At 69.5% G+C, this 25,341-nt stretch carries 25 protein-coding genes; 2 read left to right on the top strand and 23 right to left on the bottom strand.

Annotated features, from left to right (window positions below):
• Nucleotides 1-4 precede the first annotated feature (4 nt).
• The 4 genes from G1H10_RS03275 to G1H10_RS03260 all read right to left on the bottom strand — a co-directional run bounded on the left by G1H10_RS03275 (nt 5) and on the right by G1H10_RS03260 (nt 3,351).
• The gene (locus G1H10_RS03275) at nt 5-1,477 is read right to left on the bottom strand and encodes an alpha/beta hydrolase family protein (RefSeq protein WP_163732635.1); all 1,473 of its coding nucleotides are present in this window, start codon (nt 1,475-1,477) and stop codon (nt 5-7) included.
• A 3-nt stretch (nt 1,478-1,480) separates the two neighbouring features.
• Nucleotides 1,481-1,765: a hypothetical protein gene (locus G1H10_RS03270; RefSeq protein ID WP_163732632.1), complete on the bottom strand. Its 285-nt coding sequence runs from the start codon at nt 1,763-1,765 to the stop codon at nt 1,481-1,483.
• A gap of 79 nt (nt 1,766-1,844) precedes the next feature.
• Nucleotides 1,845-2,471, bottom strand: a complete 627-nt coding sequence (locus tag G1H10_RS03265) for a TetR/AcrR family transcriptional regulator (protein ID WP_163732629.1) — start codon at nt 2,469-2,471, stop codon at nt 1,845-1,847.
• Between the two features lie 19 nt (nt 2,472-2,490).
• Nucleotides 2,491-3,351 (bottom strand): SDR family oxidoreductase, encoded by an 861-nt coding sequence (locus tag G1H10_RS03260; protein ID WP_163732626.1) that lies wholly within the window; start codon nt 3,349-3,351, stop codon nt 2,491-2,493.
• A 123-nt stretch (nt 3,352-3,474) separates the two neighbouring features.
• Here G1H10_RS03260 and G1H10_RS03255 point away from each other — a divergent pair, with 123 nt between their 5' ends.
• A complete protein-coding gene (locus tag G1H10_RS03255; protein WP_163732623.1) occupies nt 3,475-3,867 on the top strand; it encodes a winged helix-turn-helix transcriptional regulator in 393 nt (130 codons plus the stop codon).
• Here G1H10_RS03255 and G1H10_RS03250 read toward each other — a convergent pair.
• The 16 genes from G1H10_RS03250 to G1H10_RS03175 form a co-directional block, all read right to left on the bottom strand.
• On the bottom strand, nt 3,864-5,270 hold the full coding sequence (locus G1H10_RS03250; protein WP_163732620.1) for an HNH endonuclease signature motif containing protein: 1,407 nt from the start codon (nt 5,268-5,270) through the stop codon (nt 3,864-3,866). The genes G1H10_RS03255 and G1H10_RS03250 overlap by 4 nt on opposite strands.
• Nucleotides 5,271-5,448: 178 nt before the next feature.
• A complete protein-coding gene (locus G1H10_RS03245; protein ID WP_163732617.1) occupies nt 5,449-6,939 on the bottom strand; it encodes a DHA2 family efflux MFS transporter permease subunit in 1,491 nt (496 codons plus the stop codon).
• Nucleotides 6,936-7,988, bottom strand: coding sequence for an ACP S-malonyltransferase (locus G1H10_RS03240; RefSeq protein WP_163732614.1), 1,053 nt, complete (start codon nt 7,986-7,988; stop codon nt 6,936-6,938). The genes G1H10_RS03245 and G1H10_RS03240 overlap by 4 nt, the downstream gene beginning before the upstream one ends.
• A 12-nt stretch (nt 7,989-8,000) precedes the next feature.
• Nucleotides 8,001-9,347, bottom strand: a complete 1,347-nt coding sequence (accC, locus tag G1H10_RS03235; protein ID WP_163732611.1) for an acetyl-CoA carboxylase biotin carboxylase subunit — start codon at nt 9,345-9,347, stop codon at nt 8,001-8,003.
• A gap of 11 nt (nt 9,348-9,358) precedes the next feature.
• Nucleotides 9,359-9,865 carry an acetyl-CoA carboxylase biotin carboxyl carrier protein gene (accB, locus tag G1H10_RS03230; RefSeq protein WP_163732608.1) on the bottom strand — a complete coding sequence of 169 codons (507 nt, stop codon included), beginning with the start codon at nt 9,863-9,865 and terminating at the stop codon, nt 9,359-9,361.
• Nucleotides 9,862-11,631: an acetyl-CoA carboxylase carboxyltransferase subunit alpha gene (locus G1H10_RS03225; RefSeq protein WP_163732605.1), complete on the bottom strand. Its 1,770-nt coding sequence runs from the start codon at nt 11,629-11,631 to the stop codon at nt 9,862-9,864. The genes accB and G1H10_RS03225 overlap by 4 nt, the downstream gene beginning before the upstream one ends.
• 4 nt (nt 11,632-11,635) lie before the next feature.
• Entirely contained in the window at nt 11,636-13,219 is a 1,584-nt protein-coding gene (locus tag G1H10_RS03220) for a phytoene desaturase family protein (protein WP_163732602.1), read from the bottom strand.
• Nucleotides 13,216-14,325, bottom strand: coding sequence for a 3-oxoacyl-ACP synthase III family protein (locus G1H10_RS03215; protein WP_163732599.1), 1,110 nt, complete (start codon nt 14,323-14,325; stop codon nt 13,216-13,218). The genes G1H10_RS03220 and G1H10_RS03215 overlap by 4 nt, the downstream gene beginning before the upstream one ends.
• A gap of 14 nt (nt 14,326-14,339) precedes the next feature.
• Nucleotides 14,340-15,161 carry an SDR family NAD(P)-dependent oxidoreductase gene (locus G1H10_RS03210; protein ID WP_163732596.1) on the bottom strand — a complete coding sequence of 274 codons (822 nt, stop codon included), beginning with the start codon at nt 15,159-15,161 and terminating at the stop codon, nt 14,340-14,342.
• A gap of 7 nt (nt 15,162-15,168) precedes the next feature.
• Nucleotides 15,169-17,523 carry a beta-ketoacyl-[acyl-carrier-protein] synthase family protein gene (locus G1H10_RS34390; RefSeq protein ID WP_216852852.1) on the bottom strand — a complete coding sequence of 785 codons (2,355 nt, stop codon included), beginning with the start codon at nt 17,521-17,523 and terminating at the stop codon, nt 15,169-15,171.
• A 202-nt stretch (nt 17,524-17,725) separates the two neighbouring features.
• On the bottom strand, nt 17,726-19,015 hold the full coding sequence (locus tag G1H10_RS03200) for a beta-ketoacyl-[acyl-carrier-protein] synthase family protein (protein WP_163732592.1): 1,290 nt from the start codon (nt 19,013-19,015) through the stop codon (nt 17,726-17,728).
• Nucleotides 19,012-19,434 carry a 3-hydroxyacyl-ACP dehydratase FabZ family protein gene (locus G1H10_RS03195; protein ID WP_216852851.1) on the bottom strand — a complete coding sequence of 141 codons (423 nt, stop codon included), beginning with the start codon at nt 19,432-19,434 and terminating at the stop codon, nt 19,012-19,014. The genes G1H10_RS03200 and G1H10_RS03195 overlap by 4 nt, the downstream gene beginning before the upstream one ends.
• A 1-nt stretch (nt 19,435) precedes the next feature.
• Nucleotides 19,436-20,713, bottom strand: a complete 1,278-nt coding sequence (locus G1H10_RS03190) for a beta-ketoacyl-[acyl-carrier-protein] synthase family protein (RefSeq protein WP_163732589.1) — start codon at nt 20,711-20,713, stop codon at nt 19,436-19,438.
• Complete coding sequence (locus tag G1H10_RS03185) at nt 20,710-21,186, bottom strand: hotdog family protein (protein WP_163732587.1); 477 nt, start codon at nt 21,184-21,186, stop codon at nt 20,710-20,712. The genes G1H10_RS03190 and G1H10_RS03185 overlap by 4 nt, the downstream gene beginning before the upstream one ends.
• A gap of 11 nt (nt 21,187-21,197) precedes the next feature.
• Nucleotides 21,198-21,593 (bottom strand): holo-ACP synthase, encoded by a 396-nt coding sequence (acpS, locus tag G1H10_RS03180; protein ID WP_163732584.1) that lies wholly within the window; start codon nt 21,591-21,593, stop codon nt 21,198-21,200.
• A 31-nt stretch (nt 21,594-21,624) separates the two neighbouring features.
• A complete protein-coding gene (locus G1H10_RS03175; RefSeq protein ID WP_163732581.1) occupies nt 21,625-22,032 on the bottom strand; it encodes an acyl carrier protein in 408 nt (135 codons plus the stop codon).
• Between the two features lie 377 nt (nt 22,033-22,409).
• Here G1H10_RS03175 and G1H10_RS03170 point away from each other — a divergent pair, with 377 nt between their 5' ends.
• Nucleotides 22,410-22,583 carry a hypothetical protein gene (locus G1H10_RS03170; RefSeq protein WP_163732579.1) on the top strand — a complete coding sequence of 58 codons (174 nt, stop codon included), beginning with the start codon at nt 22,410-22,412 and terminating at the stop codon, nt 22,581-22,583.
• 35 nt (nt 22,584-22,618) lie between these two features.
• Here G1H10_RS03170 and G1H10_RS03165 read toward each other — a convergent pair whose 3' ends face one another.
• The 3 genes from G1H10_RS03165 to dnaJ form a co-directional block, all read right to left on the bottom strand.
• Nucleotides 22,619-23,224: an RNA polymerase sigma factor gene (locus G1H10_RS03165; RefSeq protein ID WP_163732576.1), complete on the bottom strand. Its 606-nt coding sequence runs from the start codon at nt 23,222-23,224 to the stop codon at nt 22,619-22,621.
• 470 nt (nt 23,225-23,694) lie between these two features.
• Nucleotides 23,695-24,135 (bottom strand): heat shock protein transcriptional repressor HspR, encoded by a 441-nt coding sequence (locus G1H10_RS03160; protein WP_163732574.1) that lies wholly within the window; start codon nt 24,133-24,135, stop codon nt 23,695-23,697.
• A 1-nt stretch (nt 24,136) separates the two neighbouring features.
• Nucleotides 24,137-25,291 carry a molecular chaperone DnaJ gene (gene dnaJ / locus G1H10_RS03155; protein ID WP_163732572.1) on the bottom strand — a complete coding sequence of 385 codons (1,155 nt, stop codon included), beginning with the start codon at nt 25,289-25,291 and terminating at the stop codon, nt 24,137-24,139.
• Nucleotides 25,292-25,341: the final 50 nt, after the last annotated feature.

Here is a 25,341-nt window from a genome sequence, read left to right as displayed (position 1 = left end):
GTCGTCACCACTGCGGTGCGAAGATCCCCCAGTACGCCAGGTTGAGCAGCAAGAGGACGACCACCCCGGACCGGCTCGCGAGCACCACGCGGTGAGCTCGGCCGAGCCCGGACCCGCCACGTACCGCACGGATGAGCATGACGGCAGCCAGCACCACGGCCGCGAGCGAGGCGGCGCGGACCAGTCCCCAGCCGAGCTGGTAGACCACGGTGGCACCGTTGCGCGTATAACCCAGGCCGATCAGCACACCGATGTATGCCCATAGGGTGGCGAATGCGCCCACGGCCGCCCGTGTCGCCCACCGTGCCGAGCGATCGGTCATGGACCACCCTGGGGCCGAGGCAGCACGGATGCGCCGACGCATCACCGCGGGGATCGCGGCAGCGCCGACCACGGTCAACACGACCGTGGCAGCCAGCGCGTAGACGCCGCCGTACCAGGGGGCTTTCGGCACCACCGTGGATGCGTATCGCTGCACCGGCAAGGCACCGGCGACGGTCTCCGCCGCGGCCGATGTGTCTGGCAGCCGGGTGATCCAGTCCGTCATCGTGTGCACGTATCCGGGCGCGGGACCGCCGTCCTGGCGCAGGCCGTGATCTGCGTCTGCGAAGAACCGGACCGCATACTCGGTGTTGCCGCCGGCCCGGAGATCGTCGACGATGACGCGCGAGCTCTCGGCCGGCGGAACGAGGTAATCGTCGTTGCCGTAGATGACCAGCGCCGGCTGATGCACGCGACTCCACACGCCCGGCGGCGGGTCCAAGTGCAGGGTGAACAGGTAACCGCCCCCGAGCACGTGCACCGCCAAGCTGCGCGCGCCCTCGGGCGCGTCGTCCGCGGCCAGACCCTCATGAACCGACCATGCCGTATTGCGCAACGGCCCGTTCACGGCGCCGCCGACGGTGATGACGAATCCGACGTCGTCGCTGCGGGAGGCCGCCAGTGGCACCACCCGTCCGCCCTCGCTGAGCCCCCACAAGCCGGCGCGCTCCGGATCCACGTCGGACCGGGCGCGCATCATGTTCACCACCGCGATGGCGTCTTCGGCCAGCTGATCGAAGTCGCGATTCCAGAAATAGGAATAATCGTCGCGCTTGTCATACGCGACGGCGACGATTCCGGCACGCGCGAACTGTTCGCCCAGCCAGAAATGGCTCTCACCATGCCCGGCGCCGGCACCGTGCACGAACGCGACCGCCGGAAAGCGTCCCGGAGCGTCCGGCGAGAATACGGTCGCCGACAATTCCCCGCCTACGACATCGACCGTCGTCTCTTCGCGGTGTACGTCGTACTGGCGTGCCGGCTCCGTTTCTTCCACCGCGTCCGCCACAGCGATGGAGTCGGTCAGCGGTGGCAGGGCGTATGGCCGCGGCTGCCACGAGGGTTTGGGCGCGAGCAGGTCGCCGAGCAGACTCAGTACCGCCACACCCGCCGCCGATACGGAGGCCACGACCAGGGCCTGCTTCCAGCGCGCCATGGATCAGCCGACGTTTCGGTCGCCCGAGGCGGCGACGTCGCGGCGTGGCGCATCCGCGGCGCGGTTTCCGCTCGGGCCACGCCGGCGCCCGAGTGCGCGGCGAAACCAGGCCTGCTTCCATAGAAACAACCCCGTGAGTACGGCCAGCGGAATTCCGACGAACATCAGGAACGGCCGCAATCCGTCGGCAATATGATCCGGGGCGTAAACGTAGGTTCCCAACGTAGCGGCTACAACGAGATGAACAGTGCGTGAAGCATTTCTTTGCATGCGCGGCGTGACATCCATCAGAACTCCATTACACACGATGTAAGTACGACTAACATAGTCGAATCGAAAGGACGCACGCAAGCAATTCTGTTTCACGTCAGCCGTGCCGCATGATCCCGGTGAAGGCGGCACGCAGAACCTCGGCGACATGCTCCGGGCGTTCGGACCGGAACGTCGCCATGTCTCCGATCTTGAGCATGGCGACGCCGTGGGCCAGGCCCCAAGTGACCCGCAGGGCGAGATCAACGTCGACCGAGATCTCGCCCGCGGCATCCGCACGTTCCAGTGCCCGCTGCAGAACCCCCAGCGCGTCCCTACCCGCATCGGCCGCCGGCGCCCGCTCCTCGAGCGAGAACATCAACTGAAAGACCCGCGGGTCCCGCTCCGCGAACCGGATGTAGGCCAGGCCGAGTGCAACCAGGCCGCCGACCGGATCATCGGCTTCGGCCGGCACCGCGTCGAGGGCGTCCCGCAGCTGTTCGTAGCCCCAGTGCGCCACCTCGGCCAGCAGCGCCTCGCGGTCGTCGAAGTGACGGTAGGGCGCGGCCACACTCACACCCACCCGCCGGGCCGCCTCGGCCAGGTTGAAATCGTACGGGCCTTTCTCCCGGACCAAACCGACCGCCGCCTGGACCAGAGCAGACCGGAGGTTGCCGTGGTGATAGCCGGACCTGGCCGGAAGCGGACGACCACCTCCGGCGCGCGGCGATAGTTGAGACGTCATCAATGGGCAGTGTAGGCGCTCATTCCTTGAGCGCCACCGCAACCGCGTCGGCCAGCGGCGTGCTCGGCCGACCGATCAGCCGGGAGAGGTCAACGCTGTCGGTGTCGAGATGGCCGCGGGCGACGTTGACGTCCGAATCGGCGAGGATCTCCGCGAAGCCCTCCGGCAGGCCGGCATCGACTAGTGCCTTCACGTACTCGCTCGGAGGCAGATCACGGTAGACGACCTCCCGGCCACTCTGCCGTGACACCTCGGCGGCGACGTCAGACATGGTGAACGGCACCGATCCACCCAACTCGTAGACGGCGTTCTCGTGCCCTTCGCCGGCGATCACCGCGGCGGCGGCCTCGGCATAGTCAGCCCGGGTCGCGGCCGCGATCCTGCCGTCGCCGGCGCTGCCCAGGATGGCGCCGAACTGCAAGGCGGGCGCGAGGTTCTCCGTGTAGTTCTCGACATACCAGCCGTTCCGCAAGAAGGTATACGTCAGGCCGGATTCCTCGATCGCCTCCTCAGTGGCCTTGTGCTCGGCGGCCAGTTTCATCGGGGACGTCCGCGCACGCAGGATGCTGGTGTACGCGATCAGGTCGACCCCGGCCGCCTTGGCGGCGTCGATCGCATTCTTGTGCTGCGCCAGCCGTTGACCGACCTCGGACGACGAGATCAGCAGTAGTCTGCGCACCCCGGAGAACGCCGTCGCGAGTGTGTCCGGCTTGGTGTAGTCCGCCTCGCGCACCTGTACACCGCGCGCGGAGAGATCCGCGGCCTTCTCCGGGCTCCGTACTGCCGCGACGATGTCGCCGGCTGCCACGCCGCGCGTCAGCAGCGCTTCGACGGCGAGACGGCCGAGGTGGCCGGTGGCTCCGGTAACGGCGATGGTCATGTTCGACTCCCATGTAGACGGCTAAGTACCAACCCAAAGTATAGCACTAACTTTTCGAAAGTACTAGACGAATGTGAGTGCTATCACGCTAACTGGCGCCTGCATCCAGGTATCGTTGATGCCATGAGCAGTGACGTTGTCGACGACAGGGCCGACGCACTGGTCGCCGACGTCTTCAATCGGGACTGCCCGTCACGGCCCGTGCTGGCCGACATCACCGGCAAGTGGGGCGTACTGGCGATGGCAGCGCTGCAGGAGGGACCACATCGCTTCAATGCGCTGCGCCGCCGGGTGGAGGGCGTCAGCGAGAAGATGCTGTCTCAGACGCTGCACGCCCTCGAGCGCGACGGCATGGTCAGCCGAGACGTGCAGACCACCATCCCGCCACACGTCGAGTACAGCCTCACCCCGCTCGGTCAACAGGTCGCCACCCGGCTGATCGGCCTCATCGAACTCCTCGAAGGCGAGTTCGACCAGATCAAAGCAGCCCAGGCCGAGTACGACCAGCGCAGCTAGGGACCGGCCCGATTGTCGGCGCGGTTCCTTCTCCCGGCGCGGCGTCGCTTCCCGGGAGCGCGCGGCGGTGCTGATCGGTAGGTGTGTCCGGTGGGCGTGGTGGTGTCGACGATGTGGCGCTGGGCGTCGACCACGCGGACGTTCCAGCCGGGGATTTGGCGGGTGTGGTTGCCGCGTTGGCATACGCCGCGTCCGTTGGCCGGTATGGTGTCTCCGCCGTCGGCGTAGGGGTGCACGTGGTCGTACTCGCGGATGTCGGCGTCGCAGTACGGATCCCGGCAGACGCCGCCATCACGGTAGTGCAACAGCTTGGCGAGCACGCCGTCGAAGCGGCGCCGGCGGGGGTCGCAGTCACGCACGATGCCGGTGGCGGGGTCGGTGTAGAGCCGCCGGATCCAGATCCGCGCCCGCTCCACGCCGTCGCCCTCGCCCACGCCGTCGCCCACGCCGTCGCCATTGGCGCGGGGGTCGCCGTCGTCGACGTGGGGGTCGCCGTCGTTGGCACGGGCGTGGGCGGTGTGGGCGGCTTGCGCGGCGAGGTTGCGCGCGATCTGGGCCGGGACGGGTCCGTAGCCGGGGATCTCCGCGGGCGTCTCATCGCCGCCGAGCAGGGACGTGTCGGTCATCACCAGCCCGATCTCGGCGGACACCGCGTCGGCTTGTCCGCTCACCCGCGCGATCAACTCGTCGGCCATGATCTGGTGGCGCGAACGCTCATCCCCGGACGACACGGCCGCGTCGGCGTGCCGGCGCAGCGAGGCATACGCCTTCACCCCCTGCTCCACCGGCACCAGCGCGGTCAGGATGGTCATGGTGTCCGGAGCCGGGCGCAGACTCACCCGCCGATCCTTGCGCGCGTTCGACGCCCGCGCGACCGCGGCGGCGGGGTCGGCCTCGATCGCCAACCGCCGCGCCATGCCCGCGGCCTTCTTCGGCCCCAACCCCGCCAACTCTCCCGCCAGCTGGGCGTCGACCGCACGGCGCTCGTCCGCACCCAAATGGGAGGTCTCGTTCACCACCAGGGTGGCCACGAACTCCGAGACCTCACCCCGGCGCAGCAGCGCCAGAGTCTGCGGCATGTCCCGGCTGAGCACCCTCGCGTGGGTCAGCTGCCGGGCCGCCGACGCCGGTGAAAGCCCGCGGGCGAGCCCGATCTGTTCGGCGATCCCGCGCCTGGCCCGCTCCCCACGCAGCCCTCTCGCCTGGTTCGCCGCCTGCTGCGAGGCGTCGAAGTCGACCTGCTCACCCACCTGTGCCGCATACACCGCGGCCTTGAGCTTCTCCAGCGCCGCGATCCGGTCGATACGTTCCGCATCGTCCACCGCACCAGGCAGCCCGGCCAGCCGGTCGATCAGACCGGCCAGCTCGGCAACCACCCCAGCGGGCGACACAGAATCGTTCATACGTTCGAGTGTAGACGATCCGCAGGCGTCTAGCAGCTATCGCGAGTAGTGTTCGCTTTACGAGTACAACTCGAATCAATTGGATGCTGTCGCGCGCCACTGCGCCGGCCAGGAGGAGAGTTCATACGGAACGTCACGCACCTTGTTCATCAGCACCTCAGCAGAGCCCCGATGCGGCCTAGCTGCGCGGCACCTGAACGCCTCGAGGGGGCGGTGCGCTGCCGGACCCGGGTCGGGCCGGGTCCGGGCCACTGTTTTCCTCCCCGCCGCCCGCGGAACCCACCGCCTGGACCCGGCCGGCATCGCGCGGAATGAGCAACGCCACAACCGCACCGGCCAGCACCACAGGCACGGCGACGTGCAACGCATCCACGACGCCATCCGTGAAAGCCTGCGCGTCGCCGTAGCTCCCACGCATCTGGAACACGCTGGTAAGCACCGCGATGCCGAGCGCGCCGCCGAACTCGCGCACAGTCGTGTTGGCACCGGACGCCTTACCGTGCTCCTCCGGGCGCGCCACCGCCAGGACCGTCGTCGCTGTCGGTGCGAACACCAGGCCCATCCCCGCGCCGGCGATCATCATCGGCGCCACGATCTCGCCGAACGCCTGGCCAGGCGCAGCCACAACCGCGATCCACCACAGTCCGACTCCCTGCAACGCCAGCCCTGCGGCCATCAGCCGTCCCCCACCGATGCGTGGAGTCAGGATGCCGGCGAACGGGGACACCAGCATGGGCATCACCGTCCACACCATGGTGCGCAGGCCGGCCTCGAACGGGTCATAGCCGTACGCGACCTGCAACAGCTGTGCCAACAGGAAGATCGAACCGAACACGCCGAAATGCATGCACAGGCAGGCCACATTGGTCAGGGTGAACGCCCGGATACGCAGTAACCGGCCCGGTATCAGCGGGTATCGGACCCGCGACTGCCACGCTACCGCCGCCGCGGTCAGCAACGCGCAGAGACCGAAGGACGTCAGGATGCCCGGTGCCGTCCACCCCTCCTCCGGGGCGTTCACCAGGCCCCAGATGCCTGCGACGATCGCCGCAGAGATGAGCACCATGCCGGCCACATCGACCGGCACGTCGGCTCCGCGGCTCTCGGTGAGCAGCCGGCGTGCGAGCACCAGGGCGATGGCGCCGATCGGGACGTTGATCCAGAACACCCACCGCCACTCGAGCCCGGAAGCGACGGCACCGCCGACCACCGGCCCGAGGGAGATCGCGGCACCGTTGGCCGCACTCCACAGGCCGATCGCGAGTCCGCGACGTCGCTCGGGCACGGCGGCCGCCAGCAGGGTCAGCGACAGCGGAGTGAGAGTTGCCGCGCCGGCTCCCTGCGCCGCCCGCGCCGCGATCAGCTGCGCCGGGGTCTCGGCGAACCCGCACAGCAGCGACGCCACCGTGAACAGCCCGATCCCGACCGTGAACACGGCGCGCCGGCCCAGCCGGTCCCCGAAGCCCGCCGCCACCAGCAGCAATCCGGCGAACGCCACGATGTAGGCGCTGGAGAACCACTGCAGCTCCGCGATGCTCGCGCCGAGATCCTCCCGGATCACGTTGAGCGACGTCACGACCACGAGGTTGTCGAGCGCCGCCATGAACATCGGCACGGAACACGCCAGGAAGACGGCTCCGACCGACCGGCGCGCGACCTGCGAGCTCATGGACGTACCGCCGCACCCACGAACTCGCCGGCGCCCAGCTCGCCGATCGCCTTCTCCATCCGACGGACGTCCGACGTGGGATGGCAGGGCACCTCCGGGTGGCTCCGCCGAGCCAGCCCGGACAGCACCCGGCCGGGTCCTAACTCGACGAACGTCTCCACACCAAGGTCGACCAGGGTACGCATGCTCTGCCGCCACCGCACCGACCCGGCCAGCTGAGCCTGCAGCGCCGCGCGGGCGGCGGCACCGGTCCATACCGGGGCCGCGGTCACGTTCGCCACCACCGGCACGCTGGGGTCGGCGAACGCGGCAGCGTCCAGATCCGCGGAGAACTGCTCCTCGACCGGACGCATCAGCGAGCAGTGAAACGGTGCTCCCACGTCGAGCCGGACCACCTTCACGGCCGGGTCGGCCTTCTTCCGCACGGCCCGCGACAAGGCCTCCACGCCGCCGACCGTGCCAGAGACGACGGTCTGCTCGTCGTCGTTGTAGTTCGCCACCTCGACCACGTCGACACCGTCACCCCCGTCGCCACCGGGGCCGCCGTCACCACCGGGGCCGACGTCACCACCGGGGCCGACGTCGACGACCGCCCCGGACAGGTCCGAGCACAACGCTTCGACGCTCTCCGCGGCGAGCCCCATGACGGCCGCCATCGCACCCGGCGTCGTCTCGTTCACCCTGGCCATGAGTTCCCCGCGACGACGAACCAGGCCCAGGGCGACGGTCCAGTCCAGCACCCCGGCGGCAACGAGCGCCGCATACTCACCCAGGCTGTGCCCGGCCACCGCCACTGGGCGCGGCGCGTGTGCGGCCCATACCCGATAGGCCGCCATACTGGTCACAAAGATCGCCGGCTGGGTGATGTCCGTCCGGCGCAACTCGTCGGCCGGTCCCTCCCAGCACAGCCGGGAGAGCTCGAATCCGAGCAGCTCGTCGGCGGCGCGGAAGACGGATCCGGCCAGCTCGGGATAGCGCTCGGCCAGGTCCCGGCCCATGCCCACCCGTTGCGAGCCCTGGCCGGGAAAGATGAAGGCGGTTCTGGTCATCGCGACGCTCCTCTAGGGCGTGTTGTGAATCAGGAAGTCGGTTCGGACATCGCCGGACCGGAACGTCGGGTGCTCCACCACCCGGCGATGGAAATCCTTGGTGGTGTGCAGACCGGGCCCGGAGACCTCGAACTCGTCCAGCGCCCGGGCCAGCCGGTCGAGCGCGGCCCGCCGGTCCGGGCCCCAGACAATGAGCTTGGCGATCATCGAGTCGTAGAACGGCGGGATCACGTCCCCGCTCCGGCAGTAGGTATCGACCCGCGTCCATGGGCCTCCGGGCAGCTGGAACACCTCGAGCCGCCCGGGTGCCGGCGCGAAGTCGCGAGCAGGGTCCTCGGCGTTGATCCGGCACTCGACGGCATGGCCGGCCACCACCACGTCCTCCTGCTTGATCGACAACGGCGATCCGGCCGCCACCCGGATCTGCTCCGCGATCAGATCTATCCCGGTCACCAGCTCGGTCACCGGATGCTCGACCTGGATGCGCGCGTTCATCTCCATGAACCAGAACCGGCCGTCGTCGTCGAGCAGGAACTCCATCGTTCCGGCGCCCCGGTAGCCCGCCGCCCGGGCACCGGCCAGCGCCGACTCGCCGATCTCCGCCCGCAATCGGCCGTCGACCGCCGGCGACGGCGACTCCTCGATGAGCTTCTGGTGCCGCCGCTGTACGGAACAGTCCCGCTCGCCGAGATGGACCGCCCCGCCATGGGCGTCGCACAGGATCTGGACCTCGACGTGCCGGGCCCGCTCCAGATACCGCTCCACATAGACGTCCCGGTTACCGAAGACCGCCTGCGCCGTGGCCCGGGTGCTCTGATACGCATGCCGCAACTCATCCGAGCGGTGGACGACGGTGATGCCACGTCCGCCGCCACCGGCGGTGGCCTTGATCACGACCGGGTAGCCGATCTCGTCGGCGATCGCCCGCGCCTGCTCGAAGGTGTGTACCGGTTCGACGGTGCCGGGCAGCAGCGGCAGACCGGCGCCCTCCATCAGCCGGCGCGCCACCGACTTGTCACCGACCGACTCCATCACCTCCGGCGGCGGACCGATGAAGGTGATGTCGTGGTCAGCGCAGATCTCGGCGAAGTACGGATCCTCGGAGAGAAACCCGTACCCGGGGTGGATCGCGTCGGCACCGGCCTTCAGGGCGGCACCGATGATGTTCGGGATGTGCAGATAGCTGGCGGCAGGCCGGGACGGGCCGATGCGGACCGCCTCGTCGGCCAGCCGTACCGGCAGGGAGTCCGCGTCCGCGTCGGAGTAGACCGCCACCGTCCGCACGCCGAGTTCCCGGCATGCGCGCACGACTCGGACCGCGATCTCTCCCCGGTTGGCGATGAGAACCTTCTCGAACACCGTCCGACACCTCAGTCCGTCGAGAGTTCGACCAGGACCTGGCCGAATTCGACCATGTCGCCGTCCTCCGGCCCGATCGCACTGACCCGGCCCGGGCGGTCGGCCTTGATCTCGTTCATCAGCTTCATCGCCTCGACGATCGCCAGCGTCTGCCCGGCTTCGACCACGTCGCCGAGCTCGACGAACGGCTCGGCCTCCGGTGACGGCCGACGGTAGAAGGTGCCGACCAGCGGCGCGCTGACGGCATGCGTCGTCGCCGTGCCGGCGTCCGTCCGGCCGGTGTCCGCGACGGCACGATCGCCCGCCTCAGGCTGGACAACGACGGACCCGGCCGGGGAGTCCGCAGCGACCACGGTGGCCCGCGGCTCGGTCCACTCCACCCGGACCGCGCAGTCACCGGCGTCCACCTGCACCGATCGCACTCGTCCGTCCAGCTCGGAGATCAGCTTCGACGCCTCCTCGCGAAGGTGTGTGACCAGCCCGGCCCGGGTGTCCAGCTCAGCTTCCCCGGCCGTCATGCCGCAGTCTCCTGCAGCACGTGCCAGGTCTGATCGATCCGGCCGAAGGCACGGAACCGGTTGTACCGCTGCTCGACGAGATCGGCCGAGCCGAGGTCGCTGAGCTCGGCGAGACCGGCGGAGATCGCCGCGGCCACGTTGTCGACGGTGGCGATCGGATCGGTGTGCGCCCCTCCGGCCGGTTCCGCCACCACGTCGTCGATGACGCCCAGCTCGAGAAGGTCGTCGGCGGTCAACCGAAGCGCCTCCGCGGCGGTCGACGCCTGCGCCGCGCTTCCCCACAGGATCGTCGAGCAACCCTCCGGCGAGATCACCGAGTAGTAGCTGTTCTCCAGCATCAGCACCCGGTTGGCCGCGGCGAGGGCAAGAGCACCGCCGCTGCCGCCTTCGCCGGTGATGACCGTGACGACCGGCACTCGCAGCCGGGACATCGCCGTGATGCACTCGGCGATGGCCAGGCCCTGCCCACGTTCCTCGGCGGCGAGGCCCGGGTATGCGCCCGCTGTGTCCACCAGGGTCACGACGGGCAGGCCGAACCGCTCCGCGTGCCGCATCAGACGGATCGCCTTGCGGTAACCCTCCGGATGCGGCATGCCGAAGTTGCGGCTCACCATCTCCGCGGTGTCATGCCCTTTCTGATGGCCGATGAGCACGATGTTCTGTCCGTCGAAGCGGCCCACGCCGGCGACGATCGCGGGGTCGTCGCCGTGCACCCGATCACCGTGCAGCTCGACGAAGTCCTCGCACATCTGGCGCACATAGTCCAGCGTCGTGGGGCGCCCCACCTGGCGGGCCCGGGTCACCACCGTCCACGCGCGAGAATCGCTCGCGTCGGCGCCGGGAGCGCCGTCGCCGTGGGCACCGCCGTCACCCCGGGCCTGGACACCATGCACGGGCGCGTCGCCCGGACGCACCCGGGGCTCCGGGATCCAGGACGGCGGCTCGTGCAGCATCAGCAGCCGGTGGATGGTCTCCTTGAGGCTCTGCCGATGCACCACCAGGTCGGTCATGCCGTGTTCATGCAGGAACTCCGCGGTCTGAAAACCCCGGGGCAGATCTTCACGGATGGTCTGCTTGATGACCTGCGGGCCGGCGAATCCAATCAGGCTTCCGGGCTCGGCCAGCACCACGTCACCCAGCGACGAGAACGAGGCCGTCGCCCCGCCGAACGTCGGGTGCGTGTTGAGGTTGATCACCAGCACGCCCGCCTCTCGCAGCCGTGCGATCTCCTGCGACGTCCGCGCCAGCTGCATCAGGGACAGGCATCCCTGCTGCATCCGCGCGCCGCCCGACGCGGAGATCAGCAGCAGCGGAACGCGTCGATCCAGCGCACGAGCGGCGGCCGCGACGACGACGTCGCCCACGACGGTGCCGATACTGCCGCCCATGAAGGCGAAGTCGAGCGCCGCCACCACCAACGGCCGTCCGCCGATCTCAGCGTCGCCGGCCACCGCCGCCTCGTCTCGCCCGGTGCGCTTCCGGGCCGAGCCGAGGCGTTCGAGGTAGGGCTTGGTATCCACGAATCCGAGCGGGTCGTCGGCTCGCTGCGGACCGGAGATATCCGCGCCACCGGGGGCGAACATCCGGAACGTCCCCGGATCCAGTGTCAGGTCCAGCCGCTCGTCCAGAGTCAGCCGCATGTGATGCTGGCACTCCGGACAGACCTTGAGGTTGCGATCGAGGCGCTTGGCGTACAGGAACGCCGAGCAGTGCGGGCAGCGGCTCCAGCCGGTGGCTTCTGCCGCAGTGGTCAGGGTCTCCGTCATCGGGTCAGGTACCTTCCGTTGTCTCGACAGGTGTGCTGCTACGTCGTCGGGCCGGCGGTACCGGCCCGGTGCGCTCGCGGAACGAGCGCGGGAGGGTGGCCCCGACGTCGTTGCCGAGCCAGGAGAGGACGAGCTTGGAGCTGGAGATCCCGGACGAGACCGCCCGGAACGACGACGAGCCGGACTCGGTCCAGTGCCCGGACAGATAGAGCCCGTCCAGCGGCGTCTGATGCGCCAGCCGCTTGTTGGCGAACTGGTTGGGGGTGTTCTCCCAGCCATAGGTGGCACCCTGGTAGCCGCGAGTGAAGCGGTGCATGGCCAGCGGGGTGGCCACCTCCCGGTAGGTCAGGTGCGCGGAGAGGCCGGGGATGACCTGCTCGAACAGGTCGATCATGGCGTCACCGGCCGGCTCTTTCAGCTCCGGCCACGGGCGGTCCAGCTCCCACGGCGCCATGCAGGTCATGATCACCGTGTGCTCACCGTCCGGGGCCAGGCTCGGATCCATCAGTGTGGTGTTCGACATCCAGGCACTGGCCGGCCGCCCAGCCAGCACGTCCGCCCAGTTCGCCGAGTGATCCAGGTGCGGGTGGACGAACGTCTCGTGGGCCAGCCCGTACTGGGTCAGATCCAGATCGGTGGCGGCGAAGACGGTCAGCACCGACAGCGACGGCCGCATCCGGTTCACTCGCTTCAGGTACGACTCGGGCAGATGCTCCGGGCCGACCAGGTCGTTCAGGGTGTGCCGCGCGTCGGCGTTGGCCACCACCGCGCGGGCGCTGAACTCGGCACCGCTCTCGGTGCGGACCCCGGCCACGGCACCGTCGGCGACGAGCACCTTCGCCGCTGGGCTGCGCACCAGGATGTCGCCGCCGCATCCCCGCACTGCTTTCGCGAACGCGTCCACCATCCGCTGGTACGACCCGAGCGGGTAACGCGGGCCTTCCAGATGGGTGTCCAACAGCTGGATGTAGTTGAGGAAGGACAGCCGGGACGGCGGCGAGCCGATGAACGGCCAGGCCGCTCCCGCCAGTGCCCGCGGCCGCAGGCTCGGGACATGGTCGGTGAAAACGTCCTCGACGGTCGCCATCCGGTAGGCGGCGAAGTTCGGCTTCTCCTCCATGATCGCCGCCAGGTTCCGGGCATCCATCCGGTACGGCATCCAGGCCATCTCGTCCAGCACGGTGCGGCAGACCCGATGGAACTCGCGGATCTCGTCGCCCTCGTTCTTCGGCAGCGGTGCGGCCAGCGACTCGACGTAGGCGTCCCATCCGGTCGGGGCGAGCACCCGCAAGCCGTCGCCGAAATACGCGCCGTGCGAGTGCGGGGAGACCACGTACGGGACGTCACCGTCGACGCCCAGGTACTCCAGGAAGTTCCAGACGATCTCGCCGGCGCTGGTGCTGTGTACGGCCGGGTCGAAGACGTAGTCACCGCCGTTGCGGACGAATGCGTGCGCCACGCCGCCGATGTCATCGCCCTGTTCCAGAACCAGCACCCGCTCACCGCTGTGCGCCAGCAGCGCGGCCGCGGACAGTCCGCCCAGCCCGCTGCCGACGACGATGACGTCGTAATCGGTCCGATCACTCATCGGTTCGCCTCCTTCGTCCAGTCGACGAGGACGCCGGCGTGGACCCACTTGCTGCTCTCGATGCCGACCAGCAGGACGCGCTGACCAGCCTGGATGTCGCCGTCCCGGACCGCGTCGTCGAGGCAGACCAGCGGGCCGGCACAGCCCAGAGCGCCGCGGCGGGCGAGGCTGTCGGTGAACTCGCCGGGGATCTTGGTCCACTCGTCGCGGTTGACGGCACCCTCGTCGCTGGCCGCGCGCATCCATCCAGAGTTGCCCTCCGGGACGACGCACACGTCCACACCGGTGGGGTCGGCGTCACAGGCGGCCAGCGTGTCGCCGATGGCGTGAGCGACGAGCGACGGCGCGACGTGGCCTGCCGACACCACGTCCACCTTGAGCGTGACCAGCCGTTTGGCGGCGAGCTGGTCGCGGATCGGAGCGTGCGTGCCGCCGCCGATCACCTGGATGCCGGGCGCCCGGTCCGGGTCGATGGCGGCGGATGCTCCGCCGACGACGCCGCCGGCTGCGGCCCCGCCCGCTTCCTCGTCCTCGCCCACGGCACGCAGCACGACCGCACCGGCTCCGTCCCCGAACATGTACATCGGGATGCGGTCCCGGATCCGGACCTTGCCGGCCGGTACGTCCAGGAAGATGGGCGCGAGCGCCGGCGACGTGGCCTCGCTGCCGATCACCACGGCCGTGCGGTGACCACCGGCCAGCATCTGCAGGCGGGCCAGCTCGATCGCCTGCGCGGTGCCGGCACCGCCGGAGCGCAGCTCCAGCGTGGTGCATGGACCGGTACCCAGCCGTTCCTGGACCAGGTTGACCGTGGGCGGCAACGGGTACTCTGGCGTGGCGGTGGCCAGGATGAGCAGATCGACCTCGGCCGGCTCGATGCCGGCGTCCGCCAGCGCCGCCCGGGCCGCCCGTTCGGCCATCCCGGTGTTGCTGTCGCGATGCTCGCCGGTGGCCGGGTCGATGATCCAGTGCCGGTACTCGATGCCGATGTCGGCGCCGACGTCCTCCGGCAGCGAGCCCGCAAGGCTCTCGATGGTGTCGTTGCCGATCGGTTCGCCCGGAAGGTCACTGCCGGTGCCGACCACCTGTACGGCGTGCGTGCGCATCGCGTTCCGTCCCCTCACCACTTCAGCCGTCCGAGGCCCAGCCCGGCCATGCCGCCGCCGTCGATGTTGAGCAGCACCCCGGTCATGTACTCCGACTCCGGACCGGCGAGGAATCGGATCGCGGACGCCACTTGCTCGACGGTGGCGAAGTCGCGCATCGGGATCTGCCGCTTCAGGTGTTTGGCGACCTCGCCGGTGGAGAGCTCGGACACCAGCTCGGTAGGCGCGAATCCCGGCAGGACGGCGTTCACCCGGATGCCGAACCGGGCCAGCTCGATGGCGGCGCTGCGGGTGAACGCGTCGACCGCGCCCTTGGAGGCGGCATAGTTCGATTCCCCGGTCCATCCGCGCTCACCCATCACCGAGGAGACGTTCACGATCACCGCGTCCCGGGTCACCATCGCGTGGTCGAGGATGGCCTTGGTGCAGTTGAAGACGCCGCCGAAGTTGACCTTCATCACGTCCAGCCAGTCCTGCGGGTCCATGGCATAGATGAGGTTGTCCTTCGAGATGCCGGCGTTGTTCACCAGAATGTGCAGCTCGCTATGGACGGCGAGCACCTCGTCGACGAGCCCGCGGGCCTGCTCGTAGTCGGAGACGTCGGCACCGAACGCGGCGGCTGTGCCGCCGGCCTCCTCGATCTCCGCGACGACCTGTAGCGCTTCGTCCTTGCCCGAGCGGTAGTTCACCGCCACGGTCGCGCCGTCGGCCGCCAACGCCATGGCGGTGGCACGGCCGATGCCGCGCGAGCCGCCGGTCACCAGCGCGACCCGGCCATGGAGTGGTCCCGGAGGGACAGTCCGCGGCAGTGGGTCAGTGGATGTCTGCTCTTCCATAGCTTCCTCACTCGGTGTCGTGGTCGGATCGCATGACGACGGACAGGGCCGTGCCACCCAGCGAGACCGCGTTGACCAGCGCCACACCGGCCGCCCGGTCGGCGAGGTCGTGGGCGGCGAGCGCGGCCAGCAGGGTCCCGGCCGCACCGGTCGGTTCACCCAGAACCGTCTTCGGCTGGTGGAGCCGGGGCCGCGCACCCCCTGACGACGGAAACAGCCGATCGATGGCCGCGCGTTCGCCTCTGTCGACCATCTCGAGGCCGCACGCCACAGACCAGATGTCCGTGACGTCGCCCGGCTCGATGCCCGCCGTCTCGATGGCCTGGCGGGATGCGCGCTCCGTCGCCGAGCCACGGACGTCACTCGGCACGCCTCCGGGGCGCACCCGGGACGCGCACCCGTAGCCGGTGACCTCGGCCAGCGCTCGCCTGCGCCGGGCGGCCGCCCCGCTCGCCGACTCCAGCACGACGGCCACGGCCGCATCGGCGAGGGCGAACCGGCCGTCGCCGGAACGGTGGGAGAGCAGGCCGAGGTCGTCGTAGGCCTTGACCACCAGTTCGTCGATGACGTCCACGGCCAGGCAGACGATCGACGACGCCCGGCCGGTGCGGATCAGCTCGTAGCCGTACAAAAGGGCGGCCGCGCCGGACGCATGCCCGACGGAGACGGTCGACGTCGGCCCGTGCAGGTGAAGGTGCTGCGCCACCTGCCCCGCGGGCTGGTTGTAGACGGTGTTCGGGAAGACCGCGGGGTCGGCGCCGGCGGCGCCGTCGCAGAGCACACCGCGGGTGAACCGCGCCATCGACTCGACCGGGCCGGCGGAGGTACCGACGATGACGCCGGTCTGCTTCGCGTCCTCACTCCCCGCCTCCAGCCCGGCGTCGTTCATCGCCTTCGCCGCCGCGACGATCGCCGCCACCGTCATCCGGTCCATCCGGCGACGCGCTTTGCGGGTGAGGTACGGCTCGGGGTCGACCTCCATCGTCGCCACCCGTCCATCCGGCCCCTCTGGGACGGACGCTCCCTCCGCCACCGCCGCCTCCGCCGCTTCGGCGCCCTCTCCGAACGGGCCGAGCACCGCCATGCCGCTGACCACGACGTCATGCAGCTGCGGGCGCGGTGGCCGGTGGTCCGACCCGGCGCGGACGAATGCCACACTCGCGTTCGACCCGCCGAAGGCGAAGTTGTTCGACACCGCCACGTCACTCCGCATCGGGCGGGGATCGAGCGGCACATAATCCAGGTCGCAATCCGGATCTGCACCGCTGTACGACGCCGTGGGCGGAACCACCTGCTCCTCCAGCGCTCGCACGGTCACCACGGCCTCGGCCGCGCCGGCCGCGCCCAGTAGATGCCCGATCACCGACTTGGTGCTGCTCACCGGAACCGTGTCGGCATGCTCACCGAGCGCACTGCGAATGGCTCGCGTCTCGGCGGCGTCGTTCTTCTCCGTTCCGGTGCCGTGTCCGTTGACGTAACCGACGTCCTCCGGAACCAGTCCGGACGTCCGCAGCGCTTGGGCGATCGCCCGGCTCGCGCCCGACCCGTCGGGCCGTGGCGCCGTCGGGTGATATCCGTCCGCGGACAACCCATACCCGCCCACCCAGGCGCGGACGTCCTGCACACCGATCACCGCTTCGCTCGCCAACACCAGGAACGCCGCCCCCTCGCCGAGTGAGAGCCCTTGCCGCTCCGCCGAATACGGCCGGGCGGGAACCGGCGACAGCGCCTCCAGCGAGTGGAAACCCGCGTACAGCACGTCCGAGAACGCGTCCGCACCGCCCGCCAGCACGACGTCCGCCCGCCCGGACCGGATCAGATCGGTGGCCCACCCGATCGCGTTCGCCCCGGACGCGCACGCCGTGTTCACCGACAGCACCGGGCCGCCCCAACCGAGCGCTCCGGCGATCGCTTCCGCCTGGGCCTGCGGCGGCATCATCGCCGCCAGCCGCGGGTCCGGATCCCGACCCGCGTCAAGCCGCGCCAGCCACTCCCGCCCAGACAACAGCCCCGCATTACACGTCCCATACACGACCCCACACCGCTCAGTGCCGACGGCTTCGACCACCGCGCCGGTCCCCGCCACCGCCTCGTCCGCCGCGTGCAGCGCCAACTCGAACACCCGATCCCGAAAATCGCCGGGCCGCAGGTATCGATGACCCGCCTCCGGCAGGTCCCGTACCTCCGCACCGACCTTCGTGGAGAAGTCCGTCAAGTCCAGTCCCTGCACCGGCCCGATCGCCACCCGGCCGTCCCGGGCACCGGACCACAGGTCGTCGGCGGTCGGCCCCAGACCGGTCACCGCCCCGACGCCCACCACCGCCACCCGCGTGACGGCTCCATCGTTGACTGTCGCGTTCACGTCATACCTCTTCCTTCTTGCCGGGTGGGATGAGTCGTCGAATCGCCGTTCGCGTCCGGCCGAAGTGACCACAGAAGGTGGGGAGGGAGGGATTCCCGGTCAGGGTAGGCTCGGGCATCGACGTGGGAGGAGCCCCTGGGCGACGACCTCGTCGCGGGCGCGACCGGGAATTCCTCCCTCCCCACCTCAACCGCCACCGCGCTCACACCGCCCGCAACGCAAGCGCGACGTTCTGCCCCTCAAGCCCACGCGCCAACGCCAGCGCCGTGGTCACCGGAACCTCCCGTGCCTCGCCCGGTACCCAGTCGAAGTCGCACTCGGGATCCGGCGCGTGCAGGTTCAGCGTCGGCGGAACCACACCGTGATGGATCGCCAGCGCACAGACCGCCGCGTTCAGCGCCCCGGCCGCCGCGACCAGATGGCCTGTGGCCGGCTTCACGCTGCTGGCCATCACCCGGTCGCCGGCGCCGCCCAGGGCCGCCCGGATGCCGACGCATTCGCTGGTGTCGCCGAGCCGGGTGGCGCATCCGTGCGTCGCGATGTAGTCCGGTCCGTCGCCGTCCACGCCGGCCTCGCGCAGCGCCGCCGTGATCGAGGCGGTGAGCGCACCCCCCGACGGCTCCGGCGTCACCATCGCTCCGACGTCGAACGCCGAGCCCACGCCGCCGATCTCGGCATACACCGTGGCGCTCCGGGCCGCTGCCGCCTCGGCGTCCTCCAGCACCACCACGGCCGCGCCCTCACCGAGCACGGAGCCGGTGCGCTCCTTGTCGTACGGCTGGAACGCGCCGGTCCCGAGCTCGTTCCGGTCGCTGAGCACGCCGAGGCCGTCCATCTTCGACATCACCCAGAACGAGACCGCGGCGTCGAAGCCACCCGCCACGGCGACGTCGGACTCGCCGCGGCGGATGGAGCGATACGCCCGGCCGATCGCGGTGGCGCCCGAATCGGCGGTGCCGTGGAAGTAGGCGTTGGCGCCCTTGGCCCCGTACCGCTGGGAGACGTAGAACAACGCCGCCGCCTGCAGCCCGTCGACATAGAACAGCGGGTAGAAACTGGACTCCATCCGCTCGCCGAGCACTCGTTCGCTGGCCTGGCCGTTCTCGTCGCGCACGGCGAGGGCGCCGTCGATCAGGTGCTGCGGCTTGGAGATCTCCTTGTTGCCGCCGAGGAAGACGGCGAGCCGCTCCGGCTCGACCCGGTCCAGGTCGAGCCCGCTGTCCTCGACCGCGAGCGAGACACCGGCGAGTGCCAGTTGATCCTCGCGGGTGGTGCTGCGCAGCGTGCGGCGGGCGGCGTAGAGCGACGGGTCGAAGTCGACGATCTCGGCGCCGATCCGGGTCCGCAGCGAGCTCGGGTCGAAGCCGCGCAGCGGCCCGATCGCGGTGTCGCCGGCGGTCATCCGCCGCCAGTTCTCCGCCTGGCCCGCGCCAAGGCCGGTCAGCAGCCCGATGCCCGTGACCACCACCCGGCGGCCGGTCTGCGTCGTCATGGGGCCTCCTCGGCTCGGACCATCGTCAGCTCCGCCACCGTGGTGACCGTGCGGCCCTCCACGCGGACCGTCCCGGAGAATCGCGCGGTCCCGTCTGCCGGTGCGCCGTTCGTACGCTCCTGCCGGGTGACGGCGAGTTCCGCGGAGTCGCCGGGGCGGACGAAGTGCCGGTACCGGGCACGGGCCGCTCCCGCGAGCTCCCACCGCCGATCCGGCCCGGTCTCCGCGGCGAGGACCAGGGCCGCCACCGCTGCCAGGTCATCCAGGATCAGCACCCCCGGCAGCACGGGGAACCGGGGAAAGTGCGTCGCCAGCAGGGGAAGCGTCGACGGCACGTTGCGGATGGCACGTGCGGCGTGCCCGGGCTCCAGCTCAAGCAGCCGGTCCAGCCCGAACACCTCGGCCAGTTCTGTCGTCACGTCAGTCACTCCTCGTATGCGCCGTCACCACGAAGCAGGCGTTGGTCCCGCCGAATGCGAACGCGTTGACCAGTACGGCTCTGACGTCGCGACGGCGCGCCGCACCAGGGACGTAGTCGAGGTCGAGTTTGGGATCGGGCTGGGCCAGGTTGATCGTCGGCGGCACCACGCCGTGCTCGATGGCGCCCAGTGCGGCGAGCAGATTCAGCCCCGCGGCCGCCGACGTCAGGTGACCCGCCATCGACTTGGGCGAGCTCACCAGGAGGTCATAGGCGTGGGCGCCGAACACCTCTTTGATCGCGACGGTCTCGCTGGCGTCGTTGCCAGGCGTGCCGGTGCCGTGCGCCACGATGTAGTCGACCCCGTCCGGGCCGACGCCCGACGCGGCGACCGCATCACGCATGGCGGAGATCGCGCCGCCACCGTCCGGCGGCGAGTCGGTGATCCGATAGGCGTTCAGACTGGACGCGTATCCGGCCAGCTCGGCCAGGATCGGCGCGTTCCGGGCCAGAGCGTGTTCGCGCTCTTCGAGCACGGCCATCACCGCTCCCTCGCCGAGGACGAAGCCGTTGCGCCGCGCGTCGAACGGTTTGCAGGCGCGTCCGGGCTGGTCGGCGTCGTCGGTGGTGAGTGCTCCCAGCAGGGCGAATCCGAGGACGTCCATCCAGGTGGTGAGGGCGTCGTGACCGCCGGCCAGCATGAGATCCGCGTCGCCCTCCTCGATCCGCCGGTACGCCTCGCCGATGGCGTGCGCGGAGCCGGCACACGCGGTGCTGACGGCGATGAACGGTCCGCGCAGGTCACCGATCTCGGCGATGACCGCCGGCGCCACGTTCTGGTCGCGGGTGAGAACCTCGGCCGGTGATTGGCGGTAGATCGATGCGTGGCCGGTCGATTCCAGCTGCCAGGACATGTCGGCCAGCTCTTGCAGCCCGACCCGTCCCACGGTGCCGCCGACCGAGACCCCACGCCGGTACGGGTCCGTGCCGGCGAGCGCACCGGCCTGCTGCAGCGCCTCGACGGCGGCTGCGACGCCGTAGCCCGCGCCGCGGGACAAGTACCGGCGATGCCGGCGATCGGGGATCGCCGCCTTCACATCGAAACCGGTCACCTGACCGGCGATACGCACCGGAAAAGTGCTCGCGTCGAAGGTCGTGATCTCCCGGACGCCGCTGCGTCCGGCCAACAACGACGTCCAGGTCTGCGGTGCGTCGTTGCCCAGCGGCGTCACCGCTCCGATGCCCGTGACGACCACTCGGCGTCGCGTCGCCGCGCTCATCCCGGCCGCCCGGATACCGGCTCGGCGGTGCGGAGCCGATCGGTGCGCGCGGCCAGCTGGCGACGAGTGATCTCCGGATCATCGAGCTCCGCCGGTTCGATCAGTGCGCACATCAGGTCGGACGCGGTCATCACCGGGTGCGAGTCGACCGACACCTGGCCGGACAACACCGCCATCTCATCCGACGACGCTTCAACCGTGGCGTCGGCCACCAGCACGTCACCCGGGCGCACGTCCCGGATGAACCGGACCTCGCCGACGGACAGCAACGCCGCACGGCGGACCAGGTCGGTCTGGAGCATCACCAGCCAGGCGCCCGCCTGGCACAACGTCTCCAGAACGAGCGGCCGGGGCATGCTCATCCCCGAGGGTGTCTCGCGCCAGTAGGTCTCCAGCCGGGATGTCACCTTGCAGGCGCGGATCGAACGCCCGGGTTCATAGTCGAGGATGCGATCGGTCAGGTGGAAGAGCATGTCTCTCCTCATCAGCGGGATGGCCGGGCGGCGACCGGGCGCGGGCGCATCACGATCACGGCGTGTGCCAACGCGACGTCGCCGGTGTGCGACATCGAGATCTCGGGTGCGCCGGTCAGCCGGTCGGCCAGGGACCGCATGCGTTCTCCATGCAGGATCACCACGGGTCTGCCCCACGGCTCGTTGACGATCTCGACGTCATGCCACGCCATCCGCGGCCCGAGCCCGGTGCCGAACGCCTTGAGCACCGCTTCCTTCGCCGCGAATCGTGCGGCGAGCCGGGCGTACCGGCTGCGCGCCGTGCCACAGGCGGCGAGCTCCCGCGGGGTGAACAGCTCGGCTTGCGCCGCGGGTTGTTCGTCGAGCAGCCGTCGCATCCGGGACACCTGGACCAGGTCCACGCCCACGCGCACATCCATCGCCTCGGCCGTGGGCACGTTATGCGGCGACCGCGGCGCTGCGGACGAGCACCAGCTCGACCAGGTTATCCACCGTGAACAGCTGCATGACCTCCTCGGCCGGCAGCTTGCCGCGCAGCGCCTCGACGTCGAGCTGCGGCATGACCTTCGCCAACTGCGCCAGGCCGACGTCCGACACGACGCCTTCCTCGGTGCCGAACTCCTCCTCGGAGATCCCACCCTGGACGTGTTCGGCCAGCTCGGCAGCGGTGATCTTGACGCCCAGGGACCGCTCCAGCCGGAACAGGATGTCCAACAGATCGATGGACTCCGCCTCGAGGTCACCCATCAAGGTGGCTCCGGGGGTCACCTCGTCCTCTTCCACACCGAGCGCATCGACCAGCGCGTCCCGCACGGCGTCGCGCACGTCGTCTCGGGTCTTCGTCATCTTCTTCCCCTCCAGGGCGTTGACATGGCCTTCACGGGCCTCATGCGTCGCGGGAGACATCCGTCGTGGAATCGCCCCGCGGCGAGCGGACACAGTCAAGACCCGACAGATGGGCGGATTCGTACACGAAAGATCAGAAAAGTAATGTGGGCCGCGTCACATAGTCGGCGCGACCGCGTTCGTGAGACGAGGACGGCCGCTTATATCCAACGTCGGTGAATATCCGATGACCGAAAATCGACAATAGCCTTGCGCCCCACAGCGCATTCACAGCCGAAGGCGGGTATTCTATATGCTCGCTGTATTCGGCTGAAGCGAGCAGACGAAGCGAAGCGGCCAGCCAACGCTTCATCTCAACGCGAAAGAGGTACTCGGTCGTGAGCTCCGACGAGACCGAAGACACACGCGCCGACGAGCTCGAGCTCGACGCCCTCGTCCGAGAGCTGCGGCAGGTGCTCGGCACGACCCCGGACGAGGCGTTCGGGCACGCCGAGCACGCGGCGCACACACATCCGCCACAGCACCAGGACGACCAGACCGACGACGAGTGACGCCGGTACCCGAGCCGGTTCTCGGCGGACGGGCGCTACGGCACGGCACCCAATCGGCAGCCGGTGGTGTCGCGGCGGCCACGTTCCTCCAGCCGCCGGTCCGCCTCGATGGCCCGGCGCAGATGCTGCAGGCAGCGGCGCCGGATCGGACCGACCGACCCGGGAGCGAGATCCAGCGCGGCCGCGATCTGCTCATAGCTGCGGCCGTCGACCAGCAACGCGATCATGTGCTGGCAGCGCGGCGGTAGCTGCAGCAGAGCCCGGGTCAACTCCGCCGCACGCTCTTTGGAGACCAGCGCTGTCTCCGCGGAGGGCTCGGCGTCCGCCACGTCGGCCGCGACGTCATGATCCCGCCCCGGCCGCAATCGCGCCACCGCGTCGAGATGGCGCAGCGCCTCCCGCTTGGCGATCACCGACAGGTACTCGCCGAGCCGATCCGGCTCGCGCAGGCGGTTGAGCGTACGCCAGAGACGCACCCACGTGGCTTGGCTGACATCGTCGCAGTCCGCCGGGCTGAGCCGATGTGCGCGAGCGATCGACCACACCAGTGGAGCGAATCGATGCACCAGGTCTCGCCATGCTTGCTCGTCTCCGCCGAGACAGGCCTCAACCAGATCGTGTGTCGTCGGATATCTGTCCACGGCCCCGCCCCCCATGAGCGTCCCTACCCCTACAGCCACCTGCCCGATGGGCACTGGACAGCGAAACCCCCGACCCCGTCCGCGGCATGCGATAGCGCTGGAGATGGCCGGCCTTTCCGCCGGAACGAAAAACTCAGTGGCGCATGAATTCGACCACCGAGACTTTGTCCGCAGGACATTCCAACCAACGTCACTTAACCAGCCTTTGTCACAAAACCGCGTATTCGCCGTCTCGCTCAGTCAACCGGCAATGAGGCGTCGCGTCAACCAACGGTCATGTTAAGGCTGCGTGACATATTCCGAGGAAAAGGTTGCTGATCAGCGGGTTTGCGCACCACCGGGCAATTCATGTGAAATTCATTAACATCACATGAACGCCCGGTGCCGCGTCGAATTGGGAGCGTTTCCGGTACGTTGGCAGGCCGAGACCAGACATCCGCAGCCACGCATTCGCAGCCGCGCGCTCGGCGCTATCGAGAGCGCCGCGTGCGGTAGATCGCCAGCGCGCTACCGCCGAACGACGGGACCGGCAGGTAATCCGACCGCCGGTGACTCTGCGCCAGATACTCCGACTGCTGCTGCGCCTCGACCACAAGCTCCAACTGTGCCCGGAGCGCCTCGACCTCCGCCTCGAGCTCCATGATCCGCTTGACCCCGACCAGGTTGACGCCCTCCTCCTGGGACAGGCGCTGAACCTCGCGGAGGCGCTCCACGTCCCGCAGCGAGTAGCGGCGTCCACCGCCGTCCGTGCGCCGCGGCGACACCAGGCCCAGCCGGTCGTATTGCCGGAGCGTCTGCGGATGCATTCCAGCCATCTCCGCGGCCACCGAGATCACATACAGCGGTTCATCGTCGCGAACTCGCCGGGCTGCGCCGGACATTGCGACCACGAACCTCGTCCGTTCGTCCATGTCAGCCTCCCTGTGCCGCCTGTCGCATCAACTCCGCGCGGATGTCGTCGCCGGAGGTCGCCGACTGGAACGCCTCGAGCGCCTCCTTGGCGGAACTGTCCACCCGGTGCGGAACGACTACCTCTACAGTAACCAGGAGATCGCCACGGGTCCCGTCTCTGCGCGGCGCACCGCGGCCGCGCACTCTGAACGTCCTTCCGTTCGGCGTTCCGGCCGGAATACGCAGCGTGACGGGGATGCCGTTCAACGTCGGCACCTTGATCTCCGCACCGAGCGTCAACTCCGGGAAAGTGACCGGCACGGTCACGGTCAGGTGCTCCCCCTTGCGTCCGAACACCGGATGCGTGCCGACATGCACGGTGACGTAGAGATCTCCTGAGCGACCCCCACGCTCCCCCGGCGCGCCCTTGCCACGGAGCCGGATGCGCTGGCCGTCCACCACGCCCGCGGGAATCCGAACATGCATCATGCTGCTGGTCGTGCCGCGCCCGGATCCGCTACAGACCGGGCACGGATCGTCCACCACGAGTCCACGGCCCTTGCAGTCCCGGCATGGCTCGGCCATGCCGAAGCCACCCGAGTCAGTGCTGGTGTATCCGGTTCCGGTGCAGGTCGGGCAGACTCGCGGCACGGTGCCGGCCTTCGCACCGGTGCCGGCGCACGCCGTACACGCCGACGAGCTCGTCATCCGCAGCGGGACGGTCTTGCCCTCCACGGCCTCTTCGAAGTCGATCGAGACATCCGTCTCGACATCCGCGCCGCGGCGCGCGCCGGTTCCACGCGGACGTGTGCGCTGGCCGAAGATCCCACCGAAGACGTCGCCTAGGCCGCCGCCGGCGGTCGACCCGCCACTGGAGAACAGATCGCCGAGGTCGAAATTGAACGATCCTCCGCCGCCTCCCGGCACGCGCACACCGCCACCGAAGAGAGTCCGCGCCTCGTCGTACTGTTTGCGCTTCTCCGGATCGGAGAGCACCGAGTACGCCTCAGATACGTCCTTGAAACGACTCTCGGCGGCCTTGTCGCCCTTGTTGCGGTCAGGGTGCAGCTCGCGAGCCAGGTTACGGTACGCCTTCTTCACCGCCGCGGCATCGGCATCCGCCGGCACACCGAGGATCTTGTAATAGTCCTTCTCGATCCAGTCCTTGGTGCTCACGTGCTGCGACCCTCCCTTCTACCGCTGTCCACAAGTCCGTCGCCCGGGTG

The organism is Phytoactinopolyspora halotolerans, from assembly GCF_010550675.1.
Taxonomy (GTDB): Bacteria; Actinomycetota; Actinomycetes; order Jiangellales; family Jiangellaceae; genus Phytoactinopolyspora; species Phytoactinopolyspora halotolerans.
Note: the sequence above shows the minus strand (reverse complement) of the source record. Positions and strands in the feature narration are given on the sequence as shown.

Coding starts and splice junctions, on each gene's coding strand:
- G1H10_RS03220 (WP_163732602.1), bottom strand. CDS start 13,219: ATGAGTGATCGGACCGATTACGACGTCATCGTCGTCGGCAGCGGGCTG.
- G1H10_RS03255 (WP_163732623.1), top strand. CDS start 3,475: ATGAGCAGTGACGTTGTCGACGACAGGGCCGACGCACTGGTCGCCGAC.
- G1H10_RS03225 (WP_163732605.1), bottom strand. CDS start 11,631: ATGACGGAGACCCTGACCACTGCGGCAGAAGCCACCGGCTGGAGCCGC.
- G1H10_RS03160 (WP_163732574.1), bottom strand. CDS start 24,135: ATGGACGAACGGACGAGGTTCGTGGTCGCAATGTCCGGCGCAGCCCGG.
- G1H10_RS03275 (WP_163732635.1), bottom strand. CDS start 1,477: ATGGCGCGCTGGAAGCAGGCCCTGGTCGTGGCCTCCGTATCGGCGGCG.
- G1H10_RS03175 (WP_163732581.1), bottom strand. CDS start 22,032: ATGACGAAGACCCGAGACGACGTGCGCGACGCCGTGCGGGACGCGCTG.
- G1H10_RS03265 (WP_163732629.1), bottom strand. CDS start 2,471: ATGACGTCTCAACTATCGCCGCGCGCCGGAGGTGGTCGTCCGCTTCCG.
- G1H10_RS03240 (WP_163732614.1), bottom strand. CDS start 7,988: ATGACCAGAACCGCCTTCATCTTTCCCGGCCAGGGCTCGCAACGGGTG.
- G1H10_RS03210 (WP_163732596.1), bottom strand. CDS start 15,161: ATGGAAGAGCAGACATCCACTGACCCACTGCCGCGGACTGTCCCTCCG.
- G1H10_RS03185 (WP_163732587.1), bottom strand. CDS start 21,186: ATGCTCTTCCACCTGACCGATCGCATCCTCGACTATGAACCCGGGCGT.
- G1H10_RS03200 (WP_163732592.1), bottom strand. CDS start 19,015: ATGACGACGCAGACCGGCCGCCGGGTGGTGGTCACGGGCATCGGGCTG.
- G1H10_RS03190 (WP_163732589.1), bottom strand. CDS start 20,713: ATGAGCGCGGCGACGCGACGCCGAGTGGTCGTCACGGGCATCGGAGCG.
- G1H10_RS03260 (WP_163732626.1), bottom strand. CDS start 3,351: ATGACCATCGCCGTTACCGGAGCCACCGGCCACCTCGGCCGTCTCGCC.
- accB (WP_163732608.1), bottom strand. CDS start 9,865: ATGACGGCCGGGGAAGCTGAGCTGGACACCCGGGCCGGGCTGGTCACA.
- G1H10_RS03270 (WP_163732632.1), bottom strand. CDS start 1,765: ATGGATGTCACGCCGCGCATGCAAAGAAATGCTTCACGCACTGTTCAT.
- G1H10_RS03245 (WP_163732617.1), bottom strand. CDS start 6,939: ATGAGCTCGCAGGTCGCGCGCCGGTCGGTCGGAGCCGTCTTCCTGGCG.
- G1H10_RS03215 (WP_163732599.1), bottom strand. CDS start 14,325: ATGCGCACGCACGCCGTACAGGTGGTCGGCACCGGCAGTGACCTTCCG.
- G1H10_RS03250 (WP_163732620.1), bottom strand. CDS start 5,270: ATGAACGATTCTGTGTCGCCCGCTGGGGTGGTTGCCGAGCTGGCCGGT.